The organism is Shewanella oncorhynchi (assembly GCF_030848765.1).
In the GTDB taxonomy this organism is placed as follows: Bacteria; Pseudomonadota; Gammaproteobacteria; order Enterobacterales; family Shewanellaceae; genus Shewanella; species Shewanella oncorhynchi.
The window spans coordinates 3,804,603-3,816,983 of sequence record NZ_CP132914.1 but is presented as its reverse complement, the minus strand read 5'-3'; the positions used below and the strand labels follow the sequence as shown (position 1 = coordinate 3,816,983).

Here is a 12,381-nt window from a genome sequence, read left to right as displayed (position 1 = left end):
CGCTGGACTTTTTTGTGACACATTTTGGGGTGAATAAAAAGGAATTTGAAAGCATGCAAGATATTCACGATTTAACCTCAGTGCTGCGCTCCAATACGCCAATTGTAGTGATTGAAACCTATGAAGAATATCGCGTGGTTGAGCTGCTTAAGCGGGTCGCAAGTGTGCTCTATCAACCTGTGTTTACATGGAGCATCACCCAAGGCCTAGCACGGGTCGATAAGCCCTTGGCGGCGCAAAAGTTTAATAGCGAACCCACAGATCTGCTCGGGCAAATTAAATCAACCTCGCAGCAGGGAATTTATGTGCTGTGCGATTTTCATCCCTTTGTGGTTGACGCGCCAAAGAACGTACGCTTACTCAAAGAGATAGCCCTTGAGTATGAGACGCTGCAGCACACCTTAGTGCTGGTGAGCCACGCCTTTGAAATCCCGCCTGAAATCAAACGTTATTGCGCATATTTTCACTTAACTTTGCCAAGTACAGTGCAATTGCAAAATCTGATTTATCTTGAAGTTGATAAAATTCGTCACCAAGGTACGCCGCTACAGGTCGATGATGATGCTGTGGTCAAATTAGCCGATAATCTGCGGGGCGTGACTTTAGACGATGCCCGTCGTCTTGTACGCAAAGCCATAGTCAATGACGGTGCTATTACCTTGTCAGATATCGACGCCATCAATAAAGCCAAGTTTCAGCTACTCGATCTTAATGGTGTGCTGCAATTTGAATACGACACCAGTGATTTTTCACAGGTCGCAGGACTACATAATCTTAAAAAATGGCTCAAGCAGCGCTCGCCCATAGTGGCTGTCAGCGCCATTGACCAAGGCGGCCAGCCGACTCCAGTTCAGCACGTCAAAGCGCTCGATGCGCCCAAGGGGATTTTACTGCTGGGCGTTCAGGGCAGTGGTAAGAGCCTCGCGGCTAAGGCGGTTGCGGGCGTTTGGCAACGACCTTTGCTTAGGCTCGATATGGCAGCCTTATATAACAAATACATAGGCGAAACCGAGAAGAACCTGCGTAATGCACTGGATCTGGCTGACATGATGTCGCCCTGTGTGCTTTGGATAGATGAAATTGAAAAAGGCTTAAGCGGGAGTAGCAGTGATGAGGGAACATCGACGCGGATACTCGGCACCTTACTCACTTGGATGGCGGAGCGTAAATCTGAAGTGTTTGTGGTGGCTACCGCTAATGATATTCAAGCTCTGCCGCCAGAGTTGATGCGAAAGGGCAGGATGGATGAAATCTTTTTTGTCGATTTACCCGACGAAGCCATACGCAAAGCCATCTTCTTAATCCACTGTAAGCGCCGTGGAATCGATGTGGCGAGCTTAGATCTCGCCCTTTTATCAGCTCGTAGCCAAGGATTTTCCGGCGCCGAAATCGAACAAGCGGTAATTGCTGCCATGTATACCGCAAGAAGCGTTGAGCGCAGTGTCGACCAAGTGCTATTGCTTGAAGAACTTAGTAAGACACGGCCTTTATCTGTGGTCATGAGCGATAAAATCAATGCGCTACGACAATGGGCTGCAGGCCGAACCGTGAATGCCCATGAGTAAGATTTTTGCTTAGTACCATGAGTGCTAACTAGCATTTTTAAACGCTATATTGGCTTAGTTATTTTCGAGATTCCCAAGGTACCGTTATGAATGATGAGTCGTTTTGCTGGATATTAGTGATATAAGGATAAGAGATTGAAAAGTATATATGAACTGATTGATATCGAAGACTCTGGCATAAAAGTAGTCAATGAAATGGTTGCTGGTGCTGAGCATTGTGTAGAGATACTGCCGCCTTCAAAGGATCGGGTTGAAGTACTTGAATCCCTTCAGGTATCGACTCGTTCGGTATTAGGGGCAATTGCCTACGAAACCGGTGGGATTTTGATCGACAATGGATGGATTCGTTTTTTCGGCTCTGGACATGAAAGATTGTCTAGAAAGCTTACTGATTGGAATAGAAGTGCACATTATCTTTTAGTGGCGAATGACGTAGTTGGTGGATTTTTTGCTATCAACGGCGGCGGTTTAGGCGCAGATGTTGGGAATATATACTATTGGTCGCCAGACTCAATTCATTGGGAAGGGTTAGAAATCGGGTTCACAGATTTTTTTCAATGGTCAGCTACTAAGAGAATCAATGAGTTTTATGCGAGTTTAGGTAAAGATCGCTTTCAAAAAACCTATTCACAGATAGCTACAGATAAATGCCTGAGCTTTTATCCATTTTTATGGGCGAAAGAAGGTTCTATTGAAATAAGCAGCGTGAAAGTGGTGTCAGTTGATGAAATGTATAGGCTGAAATTGGAATTATTAACCTCGGTTAGTTAATTCGTTTACCCGCTGATTTTATGAGTACTTCTGCAATAATTATTTGTTATAAACATCTAATATATTGATTGTTAGATGTAAATCTGCTTATCAGCTCTATTGATTCAACATGGATGGGCTGTATATGTCATCCATGATTAATCACTTCTTCGGAGGGGACAGCACCAAGATCTAGCTGACGTTTTTGGCGGTATCTTGGGATTTCTCGTTACCGCTTGCATCAAAAATCAAAGCTGTCGCTATCACCAAAAGCTGTCGCGGCAATGCCTAATGAGTGCTTTAGTGTTGGCGTGACAATATCTCTTTAAATGGTTTGAATCTTAGCGGTATCCACTCCCTGTGGTACCGCTAATACTGTTTATTCCTATCATGATGACATTAGATATCAAAGGCGAGGCTGCCCGGAGTCAGGAATGGCCAACTTAGACGCGTTGGTGAACTCTCACCCTGCGCACCAAAGAAGTAAGCTGTTCTTGGGGTGGCGTAAACCACACTGCCTTTTTGCAACCCGAGTTCCTGCAGATTATGGTGGGTGAATTTGGCTTCCCACAGCTCTTCGCTATGCCAGCCATGTGGGGCTAATTCCAGTCTTACTTCGGCGCCGATGGGGGTCATGGCGACAATATTGAACGGCAAATTGGCCTGACTATTGGGCTTATTTGACAGCGCTAATTCGTGACTGCGTACATAGAGAACACCATCTTGCTGCAGTGTTTGCTGTTCTGGAGGTGTTAAAAATGCTTGACCGTTTTCCCAACGTTTTTGTTGCCAACTGGCTTCAAAGACATTGACGTTACCAAGAAAATCAAACACAAAGCGACTATTGGGGTGCGAGTATAGCTCAGCAGGTGTATTAATCTGTTCTATATGACCATTACTCATCACTACCACTCTATCTGAGAGCTCAAGCGCCTCATCCTGATCGTGGGTCACAAACACGCTGGTGAATTTCAATTCATCATGCAGGCTGCGTAGCCAGCGGCGTAGTTCTTTACGCACTTTAGCATCTAAGGCGCCAAAGGGTTCATCCAGTAGCAAGACTTCTGGTTGGGTTGCGAGTGCACGGGCCAACGCAATGCGCTGTTTTTGTCCTCCCGAGAGTTGTTCAGGATAGCGCTGTGCGAGGTGGCCTAGTTGTACTGTTTCTAGCAGTTGTGTCACTCGCTTATGAATTTCTGCCGCCGAAGGCCTTTGTTTTTTCGGCATGACTTCGAGTCCAAAGGCGACGTTATCGGCGACCGTCATATGGCGAAACAGCGCGTAGTTTTGAAACACAAAACCCACGCGTCTTTCACGCACATGCACTTGGGTGACATCTCGGTTGCCGAATTGAATTTGGCCGCTATCGGCTCCTTCAAGACCGGCAATAATCCGCAGCAGTGTGGTTTTGCCTGAACCCGATGGTCCCAGCAGACCAATCATTTCCCCTTCTTGAATATCGAGATTAAGTGGGGAAAGCGCCTGAAATTGGCCAAATTTCTTGGAAATATTAGTAAGACGAATACTCATAGTTGGCTCTGCTCTTTATTGTCATTGGCGGTTAAACTGCGTTGTTGCCGCCATTCCACTACGGCTTTTAACATTAGGGTAAATAGGGCGATCAGGGCCAGTAATGACGCGCTCGCGAAGGCGGCTTCGGCCTGATAATCTTCGTACAATAATTGCACATGTAAAGGTAAGGTATTGGTTTCGCCTCGAATGTTGCCAGACACGACAGCAACGGCACCAAATTCTCCTACGGCTCTGGCATTGGTGAGGATCACACCGTAAATCAGTGCCCATTTGATGTTGGGCAGGGTCACGCGGCGAAAGAGTTGCCACCATGACGCTCCGAGGATCACTGCAGCTTCTTCTTCCGATGCGCCCTGTTGTTGCATCAATGGGATCAGTTCTCTGGCTACAAAGGGGCAAGTGACAAAAATGGTCACTAATAGTATTCCCGGCCAAGCAAACATGATCTGCAGATCGTGCTCATATAGCCATTCGCCCAGCCAGCCACTGTTGCCATAGAGCAGCAAATAGAGCAAACCTGCGACGACAGGGGAGACCGCAAATGGAATATCAATTAGCGTGATCAGTAACTTGCGGCCGGGGAATTCAAAGCGAGTCACGCTCCAGGCCAGCATGATTCCGAACACTAAATTGATCGGTACTGTGAGTGCTGCCACCATCAGTGTTAAGCCAATCGCATGCAGCGAATCCGGTTGAGTTAAGTGTCCAATATAACGCTCCCAACCTCCGACAAACGCCTGCTGAAAAATACTCACCAGCGGCAATAGCAACAATAGCAAGCCTAAGAGCACGGCGAGGGTAATAAGGCTCCATTTGATCAGGGGCGCTTCACCGACTCTTAAGGGTTTAAATGAGTTCATATTCGCTCCTTATCGTCCATGAATGCGGCGCAGATAACGCGCCTGCCACAGGTTTATCAGCAGTAATAGCAGTAACGAGGTCATCAGAACCACTGAGGCAATGGCGCTGGCACCTGCAAAATCAAATTCTTGCAGGCGGACAAAGATCATTAACGAAGTGATTTCACTGATATAAGGCATATTGCCAGCGATAAAGATCACTGCACCAAACTCACCCAGACTGCGGGTAAAAGACAGTGCCGTTCCAATCATTAATGCTGGCCAAAGAGAGGGCAAAATAACCCGCCAGAATACCGAACGATCCGAGGCGCCAAGCGTCATTCCCGCTTCTTCTTCCTCGTGGGATAACTCTTCGAGAACGGGTTGTACCGTACGAACCACAAAGGGAATACTGGTGAAAATCATCGCGACCACTATGCCTAGCGGGGTGTAGGCGACTTTTATGCCCCATTCAGCTAATAGACTACCGATTTGGCCGTTTTCCGCATAAAGGGTGGCTAAGGTGATACCGGCAACGGCGGTCGGCAAGGCAAAGGGCAAATCTACCAAGGCATCTAAAATGCGTTTGCCGGGAAATTCATAACGCACGAGTACCCATGCGAGTAATAATCCGAAAAGGCAGTTAAATAATGATGCCGCGAGCGCCGATAGTATAGTGACTCGGTAACTGGCAACCACTCTGGGATCGGCAATCACGCCCCAGTATTCGGACCAGCTCATTGAACTGGTCTGCATGATTAGGCCTGTGGTTGGCAATAATAGGATTAGGCTGACAAACAGCAGGGACACACCTAAGCTGATGGTAAAACCGGGAAGAACCCGCTTATGGCGTAAACGCCCGTTATTAAAAATCACAGAATAATCACCCGATCAGGTTAATTGCGTTAAACCAATACTATTTATAAGGTTCGCTCGTTGTTGGCTCAAGCCATTTGTAGGATGCAATCTTTACGGCTAACACTGATTGATAAATGCCAATTAGCGATAAACCCGAGACTTTGCTCGGGTTCAATGTTGATATCTTACTACATTAAGGACGATATCAGCGCTTTAATAGCTCATCTAGTTTTGCACCGTTAGCAAACTGCGTTTTCATCGCATTATCCCAACCACCGATGATTTGCTCAACAGTCAGCAGGTCAACGGTAGGGAACTGCTTAGCAAACTCAGCTTTTACCTTTTCGTTGTGTACACGATAGCTGAATCCTGCCAGTAGACGTTGCGCTTCTTCGCTGTAGAGATAATTCAAATACTCAGTTGCGAGTTCCTGTGTACCGTTACGCTTAGCATTTTTCTCAACCACAGCGACGGGAAACTCTGCCAGAATCGAGGTTTTTGGTACAACCACTTGGTAATCGTCCGTACCATACTGCTGGCGGATATTGTTCACTTCCGATTCAAAGGTAATTAACACATCACCGATCCCACGTTCAACAAAGGAGGTGGTCGCACCGCGGCCGCCAGTATCAAATACTGCGACATTACCGAGGAATTTTTTCAGGAATTGATCCAGTTTAGCCTGATTATCCTTCCCATAGTTTTTCTGAGCATAACCTAATGCGGCTAAATACGTGTAGCGAGCATTACCAGAGGTTTTTGGGTTAGGAAAGACCAGTTTAACGTCATCTCTCGCTAAATCGCCCCAGTCGCTGATTTGCTTTGGGTTACCCTTACGCACCAAAAATGCAATGGTGGAATAGTAAGGTGAACTGGCGTTAGGCAGTAATTGTTGCCAATTTTCTGGGATCAATTTACCGCGATCGTGCAGAACTTGTACGTCTGTCACTTGATTAAACGTTACCACATCTGCGGGTAATCCCTGCAGAATCGAGCGTGCCTGTGCAGATGATCCTGCATGGGATTGTTTAATTTCGACGGTTTTACCTGTTTTCTCTTCCCAATGTTTGGCAAAAACGGGGTTGTAGGCATTGAATAATTCCCGTGCGATATCATAAGAGGAATTAAGCAGGGTTTGATCTGCGGCAGTCACATTGAGTGAGGTTCCCAGAATGAGGGTTCCTAGCAGGGCCTTTATCAATTTTACGGACATTTTTAACTCCTTAATCTGGCAATTTTGTCAGCGTTATGGCACCTAGAGTAATAGAATTAATTGTTTATAAAAAGCCAGTTGAATAGAACTTTTTTGAATAACTATGAGCGATTTATTTTATGTTATAAGCAGTATTCACCGTGTTTGTCAGTGGTAACCGACTTAGAATAGGCTATCGCTTAGTTGTTTTTATCAAGTAAAGGATAATCCTAGTGTCTGACTTTCCGACAATTGAAGCCTGCATCGGGCAAACTCCGCTGGTTCGCTTGCAGCGCCTTAACTGTGGTACTTCCACTGTACTATTAAAATTGGAAGGCAATAACCCCGCGGGTTCAGTAAAAGATCGTCCTGCACTCAATATGATTATTCAGGCCGAACTTCGCCAAGAAATAAGCCCTGGTGATACGCTTATTGAGGCAACGAGTGGCAATACTGGGATTGCGCTGGCGATGGCGGCGGCAATCAAAGGATACAAGATGATCCTGATTATGCCGAATAATTCGACTCAGGAGCGTAAGGATGCGATGCAAGCCTATGGCGCAGAGCTCATGCTAGTGGATAACATGGAGACTGCGCGGGATTTGGCGCTGCAGTTACAAAGCGAAGGCAAAGGTAAGGTGCTGGATCAATTTAATAACCAAGATAACGCTAATGCCCATTTCCTCACGACAGGCCCTGAGATCTGGCTACAGAGTCTAGGCAAAATTACCCACTTTGTGTCAAGTATGGGGACGACAGGTACCATAATGGGTGTGTCAAAATACCTTAAAAGTTGTAATCCCGACATCACTATTGTCGGCCTTCAGCCCGCAGATGGCAGTGCTATTCCTGGGATTCGGCGTTGGCCGCAGGCATATTTGCCTGGGATTTTTGATGCTTCTTGGGTTGATTTAGTTATGGATATTGAAGAGCAAGATGCAAAAGCCATGGCGAGAACCTTAGCGCGAGAGGAAGGGATTTGTGCAGGAGTCAGTTCGGGCGGTGCCGTGTTTGCTGCGCTGGAGATTGCTAAACAATATCCGGGTTCTGTGGTCGTGGCGATTGTCTGTGATAGGGGCGATCGTTACCTTTCGTCAGGGCTTTTTTCCTGAGTCCTAGATTTTTACTTTAAGCATATTGAGCGATATGAATGTTTGATGGGTAAAAATGGGCGAGACACGCCCATTTTTACCCTTTTAAACGTGATCATTTTTTCGGTGGGAATTGCGCCAAAATTCGGTTGACGGCTTTGGCGGTATCTTGGGCTTTCTCGTTACCGCCTGCATCGAAATCATAGCTGTCGCTGCCACGCCAAATAAGAGCTTTGGTCTTAGGATCGACAATATCTATCTGAATGGTTTGAATTTTAGCGGTATCACTCCCCAGCGGCACGCCAACACTGGTGCCTATTCCAATCCCGCCCGAATTTCCGAATGTGCCTGTGCCTAATCCAATGGATAGCCCTGAATCTTTGGGCTTATCTTGGGTGAGTAAGGCGTAGGCGACGTTAAAGTCGGGCGACGCTGTATTTTCTACAAACCCTTTTTGAGTCAATTGGTTGTTAATTTCTACTTGAATACGCTGGGCGCTTAACGGGTCATCCGTCGGCTGTGGTGTTAACTGGGTAAAGCTGCGTAGTGCGGTGAAGTCGTAATTGAGATCATAATCGTTTTTCGGTTTACTGCTGCAAGCGCTTAATAAGGCAACAGCGACGAGCAGACTGGCAAAGTGACGGTATCCCATGATAGTGCTCCAAGTTGTACAAACTCTGTTCAATGTGCCTTGATTAAGGTTGTTTCTGCAAGTACTTTAGATGAGCGTGTTGTATTTGAATCGCTTTGAATGCAATCCAACGGTATCTTTTTTAGCGCGGGTCGTTTTGAGTATGGTTCATTTTTAGATAGGAATAGCGGCGGGTTATGGAACAGTTAGCCTTTTTTGATATCCCGAGTCCTTGTATCGGTGTGTGTGTTACCGATGCGCGCGGTTACTGTAATGGTTGCCTGCGAAGCCGTGACGAAAGATTCAATTGGTTAACGTTTTCAGATGCGCAAAAGTATGATGTCATTCGCCTGTGCACTCAACGTAAACGTCGTCGCCAGTTAGCGATGATGAAAGCAAGGCAAGCACAAATAGAGCAAGAAAGGGCAGCGTTAAACCCACAGTTGAATTTTGAGCCTGAGCCCGAAGCCGATCTGGATTTTGGTGGCTTCGAGCTAGACTAATAGGTTGAATTGACTTGTTTAACTCGCTTTTTGCATTCGCGAGTGGGATTCATGACTGACTTGCAATAGTCTCATCTCGATTCCTATTACAGCTTACGTTTTTTCGGCCAGATTAAACTAAATCGAGTATGTTGTGCATCACTTGTAACACTCACATTCCCTTGATGTCGTTGCATAATCCGTTTGATGATCGCAAGGCCTAAACCATGTCCTTTATTGCCATTCTGTACCGATTGGCTGCGATAAAATGGCTCGAACACTTTCGGTAAATCCACCGCAGGGATAGGTTCGCCGTCGTTACTCACACTTAAATTGACCCTATGCTGGGTCTGCTTAACCTCAATGATGATTTCAGTGCGGGCAAAGCGTTGTGCATTGGTCAGTAAATTCTGTAGCGCCCGTTCGATTAATGCGGGTTCTCCGAATAAGGGCAGTTTTTCGACTTCGGCCTTGAGCGTTATAGGCGTTGGACTTAAGGTTTCTAGGCGCTTAATACTTTGATTGATGAGATTAATTAAATCGTACTCATCCAACTGGATACCTTCTCGCTGTGACTCTAAGCTGGCGTAGGTCAGCAGTTCTTGAAGTAAGTCTTCCATTTCTTTGATGTCGAGCTGCATTTCATCGAGAAAGTCTTGTCGCTTCTGTTCGTCCGAATCTGGCTGACAATACATAGGCATTAGTGCAAGAGCGAATTTGAGCCTCGCCAGTGGCGTGCGGATCTCATGGGATACCGCATTAGATAGGTGTTTCTGGTTCTCAATCAAGGCACTGATATGTCGCGCCATTTCGTTAAACGTATTGGCTAAGGGCTTAACTTGGGAACGATTTGACAGGGTAATCCGCGTGTTCCATTTGGCTTCGCCAAATTCTTTGGTGGCCTTACGCAGTATGCTCAAATCCCGTGAAAGCGGGCCGACCCAAATTAGCGCAACGAGGGCGAGCGATAAATAAAAGAACAGGGTGAACAGGCTGCGAAGGTTGGCTCTGGGATCTATGTCCAGCGGCCCTGCCATTAAGACTTGATCGTCTACTCGAATAAATTGCAGCAAGCTATCATCATTGGCCGTGGTGGTGAACACCTTGCTTGTGCTTAACGCTTGATTATCTGCCAGTGCGACTTGATCTGAATTGAGTAATTGCAGTGGCATCACAGGGTTCGCTGGGATCGCCTCCAGATACCGTTGGCGGGCATCGGGAGGTAATTCCGCTAATAATTGCGCCAATGCCACTAACGGCGCATCGAGGGCATTATTGTCATCAACATTCTTCTGCCACAGGCTGTCGAGTGTCCAGCCAATCCCAAGCACGCTGAGACTGAGTAGCAGATATAAACTGATAAAGAGACGTTTCACTGTATTTGTGCTTAGTTATTCCAAGCTTCAGGAGCAAAGAGATAACCTTGTCCCCAAACGGTTTTAATTCTGAAAGGTGTCTCAATATTATCGTTGAGTTTTTTACGTAATCTAGAGATCCGCACGTCAATTTTTCGATCTTTACCATCGAAATCAATATTGAGTAACAACTGATAAATATACTGACGGCTGAGCACTTGGCCTGCTTGCGAGGCCAGTAACCACAGCAATTCGAATTCATGGCTGGTGAGATCAATTTCAGTTTCATTAAGACGAATCGCATGGGTATGCGGGTCGATACTCAATTTACCGAAGGTTAGACAGTGTGATTCTGCCTGTGGTGGCTGATTCTGACGGCGAAGTAAGTTGTTGATCCGCGCAACTAACAGAGCAGGATCGACGGGCTTGACCACGTAGTCATCGGCACCGAGTTCTAGTCCTTTGATTTGATCTTCACTTGAGCCAAGTGCACTCATCAATAGGATTGGACCTGCGAAATAATCGGGCAGTTTCTCACACAGAGTGAGGCCATCCATGCCCGGTAGCATAATGTCTAACAGTATGATATCTGGCTTGTAATTGATTAATCGTGTTAGCACTGTATCGCCACGGCGTTCAACTTCAACATGCATACCATGGGATTTTAGGTAATCTACAATCAAGTTTGCTAGGCGAACGTCGTCTTCAACCAATAATACTCTGTGGTTCGATTGTGGGCTTGTCATTAAAATAAACTCCAAGGGTTGCGGTAACGTCTGCGAACCTGAGGTTGTGATGCAGAAGTGATTTTAAGTTTGGCACCAGCCAAAGTTTGGTTACTGTCTTTACTCACCATGACAAATTGAATATCCGTCATAGTGTGGATTTTCATGCTTAACGTATGGGTTGAAACTGAATCACTGCACCATTTGGGATAGGCGGCGTTGTCGGACAAGATACAGATAAGCTCATCTTTAGCGAGTTCCCACTGTAGTTCTATATAGACGTCACAGGCCTCAGTTTCTGAACTAGTGATGCAAATTTCGGGTGTGAGTTTGAGTGCCGAGTCGCGAGTTTTGGCTTGTGCTGAACTCTGGCCCATCAAGCCGAGGCTTAGACCTATAAAGCAAAGCAAGCTTAACTGAGGCAGTGTCACTAACGTTAGAACCTATAGGCTGCGCCGATAAAGTAGGTGCTGCTATAGTCTTGGTCTAACAAGGGACTGGCGGCAATCTCATCGGCAATTAGAGTGTAACGAACTGCCAACAGTAGATCCCAATTGTCAGTTAATATGTAACGGGCCGTCATTTCCGCACCTTTATCCCAACCTGATTTTGCTTGATATCTTTCGCTCCAATAGGCGTTTTCACTGGGTCTAACGCTGTAATAATAATCCACTACGTCTTGGCTTTTCCAATCAAATACCAACGCAAACTCAAAAATGAAACGGTCGTAATCCCAGCCATAGGTCCATTTTATTTGTGCTTCCGAACCTTGATGCACATTAAACATATCATGGGTGTACGCCAATCTAATAATACCGAGCCGCGTATAGATGAATGCTTCGGCACCGCCAAGTAAGGTGAAGTTCCGAGTCTCTAAGGAATTAAACTCAGGCTCGGGCTCAGTCGATAAAACCATACTATTTATGGCTTTGGCTTCAACTTGAGTGCCACGATTCAAAAAGATATTTGATGGGTCCCATTGATAGAAGTAGGCTCTATCTAAGCTATAACTTGTTACTAAGTTAATTGTAAAGCTTTCTTGCTCGGCTAAGGTATAACCTAAATTACCATTGTCGAAGAACCAGTGTTCGCCGTAATAGGCCACTGTTGGAATAAAGAACAATGAAATATCGTCAAAATCCCTGAGTGGATTGCTTTTTTGTCCCCAGCCTATGGCGATGCCTAGATCCCAGTTGTTCATCTCAATACATTGATTTTCTGGTGCACAGGCTTCTTTCGCCATTCCGATTGCAGGCAAAATACTTAAACTTGTAATTAGGACAAAAAGAATACGATACATGATTTAACGATTAAGGGCTGAGGTTAACAATACAGGAAAACAGATTAGCATTTTATGCTC

General features: G+C 45.9%; 13 protein-coding genes. 4 read left to right on the top strand and 9 right to left on the bottom strand.

Annotated features, from left to right (window positions below; translation table 11 throughout):
• Positions 1-53 precede the first annotated feature (53 nt).
• A complete protein-coding gene (locus RA178_RS17025; RefSeq protein ID WP_113939909.1) occupies positions 54-1,565 on the top strand; it encodes an AAA family ATPase in 1,512 nt (503 codons plus the stop codon).
• Positions 1,566-1,700: 135 nt separating this feature from the next.
• Positions 1,701-2,336 (top strand): DUF2625 family protein, encoded by a 636-nt coding sequence (locus RA178_RS17020; RefSeq protein ID WP_219250283.1) that lies wholly within the window; start codon positions 1,701-1,703, stop codon positions 2,334-2,336.
• A 378-nt stretch (positions 2,337-2,714) separates the two neighbouring features.
• On the opposite strand, the gene RA178_RS17015 is transcribed toward RA178_RS17020, so the two are convergent.
• The 4 genes from RA178_RS17015 to cysP form a co-directional block, all read right to left on the bottom strand.
• On the bottom strand, positions 2,715-3,845 hold the full coding sequence (locus RA178_RS17015; RefSeq protein ID WP_131523841.1) for a sulfate/molybdate ABC transporter ATP-binding protein: 1,131 nt from the start codon (positions 3,843-3,845) through the stop codon (positions 2,715-2,717).
• Entirely contained in the window at positions 3,842-4,708 is an 867-nt protein-coding gene (cysW, locus tag RA178_RS17010; RefSeq protein ID WP_028759251.1) for a sulfate ABC transporter permease subunit CysW, read from the bottom strand. Before cysW ends, RA178_RS17015 begins: the two co-directional genes overlap by 4 nt.
• 9 nt (positions 4,709-4,717) lie before the next feature.
• Positions 4,718-5,563: a sulfate/thiosulfate ABC transporter permease CysT gene (gene cysT, locus RA178_RS17005; RefSeq protein WP_105249982.1), complete on the bottom strand. Its 846-nt coding sequence runs from the start codon at positions 5,561-5,563 to the stop codon at positions 4,718-4,720.
• 187 nt (positions 5,564-5,750) lie between these two features.
• Entirely contained in the window at positions 5,751-6,758 is a 1,008-nt protein-coding gene (gene cysP / locus RA178_RS17000; protein ID WP_028759253.1) for a thiosulfate ABC transporter substrate-binding protein CysP, read from the bottom strand.
• Between the two features lie 212 nt (positions 6,759-6,970).
• On the opposite strand from cysP, the gene cysM reads away from it, so the two are divergent.
• Entirely contained in the window at positions 6,971-7,849 is an 879-nt protein-coding gene (gene cysM / locus RA178_RS16995) for a cysteine synthase CysM (protein ID WP_306682948.1), read from the top strand.
• A 94-nt stretch (positions 7,850-7,943) separates the two neighbouring features.
• Here cysM and RA178_RS16990 read toward each other — a convergent pair whose 3' ends face one another.
• The gene (locus RA178_RS16990) at positions 7,944-8,480 is read right to left on the bottom strand and encodes a DUF4136 domain-containing protein (RefSeq protein WP_219250280.1); all 537 of its coding nucleotides are present in this window, start codon (positions 8,478-8,480) and stop codon (positions 7,944-7,946) included.
• A 176-nt stretch (positions 8,481-8,656) separates the two neighbouring features.
• Here RA178_RS16990 and RA178_RS16985 point away from each other — a divergent pair, with 176 nt between their 5' ends.
• Positions 8,657-8,962 carry a DUF1289 domain-containing protein gene (locus RA178_RS16985; RefSeq protein WP_028759256.1) on the top strand — a complete coding sequence of 102 codons (306 nt, stop codon included), beginning with the start codon at positions 8,657-8,659 and terminating at the stop codon, positions 8,960-8,962.
• Positions 8,963-9,048: 86 nt separating this feature from the next.
• Here RA178_RS16985 and RA178_RS16980 read toward each other — a convergent pair whose 3' ends face one another.
• From RA178_RS16980 to RA178_RS16965, 4 genes are read right to left on the bottom strand one after another with little or no spacing between them, the layout of a single operon-like run.
• Positions 9,049-10,317, bottom strand: coding sequence for an ATP-binding protein (locus tag RA178_RS16980; protein WP_306682945.1), 1,269 nt, complete (start codon positions 10,315-10,317; stop codon positions 9,049-9,051).
• Between the two features lie 11 nt (positions 10,318-10,328).
• Complete coding sequence (locus RA178_RS16975; RefSeq protein WP_006080570.1) at positions 10,329-11,042, bottom strand: response regulator; 714 nt, start codon at positions 11,040-11,042, stop codon at positions 10,329-10,331.
• Entirely contained in the window at positions 11,042-11,452 is a 411-nt protein-coding gene (locus RA178_RS16970; protein WP_028759258.1) for a DUF3019 domain-containing protein, read from the bottom strand. Before RA178_RS16970 ends, RA178_RS16975 begins: the two co-directional genes overlap by 1 nt.
• 5 nt (positions 11,453-11,457) lie before the next feature.
• Positions 11,458-12,321 (bottom strand): MipA/OmpV family protein, encoded by an 864-nt coding sequence (locus RA178_RS16965; RefSeq protein WP_306682939.1) that lies wholly within the window; start codon positions 12,319-12,321, stop codon positions 11,458-11,460.
• Positions 12,322-12,381: the final 60 nt, after the last annotated feature.

Excerpts from the sequence above, each read along its gene's own strand:
- RA178_RS16985 (WP_028759256.1), top strand. The coding sequence starts at position 8,657 with ATGGAACAGTTAGCCTTTTTTGATATCCCGAGTCCTTGTATCGGTGTG.
- RA178_RS16990 (WP_219250280.1), bottom strand. The coding sequence starts at position 8,480 with ATGGGATACCGTCACTTTGCCAGTCTGCTCGTCGCTGTTGCCTTATTA.
- RA178_RS16975 (WP_006080570.1), bottom strand. The coding sequence starts at position 11,042 with ATGACAAGCCCACAATCGAACCACAGAGTATTATTGGTTGAAGACGAC.
- RA178_RS17025 (WP_113939909.1), top strand. The coding sequence starts at position 54 with ATGCAAGATATTCACGATTTAACCTCAGTGCTGCGCTCCAATACGCCA.
- RA178_RS17015 (WP_131523841.1), bottom strand. The coding sequence starts at position 3,845 with ATGAGTATTCGTCTTACTAATATTTCCAAGAAATTTGGCCAATTTCAG.
- cysP (WP_028759253.1), bottom strand. The coding sequence starts at position 6,758 with ATGTCCGTAAAATTGATAAAGGCCCTGCTAGGAACCCTCATTCTGGGA.
- RA178_RS16965 (WP_306682939.1), bottom strand. The coding sequence starts at position 12,321 with ATGTATCGTATTCTTTTTGTCCTAATTACAAGTTTAAGTATTTTGCCT.
- cysW (WP_028759251.1), bottom strand. The coding sequence starts at position 4,708 with ATGAACTCATTTAAACCCTTAAGAGTCGGTGAAGCGCCCCTGATCAAA.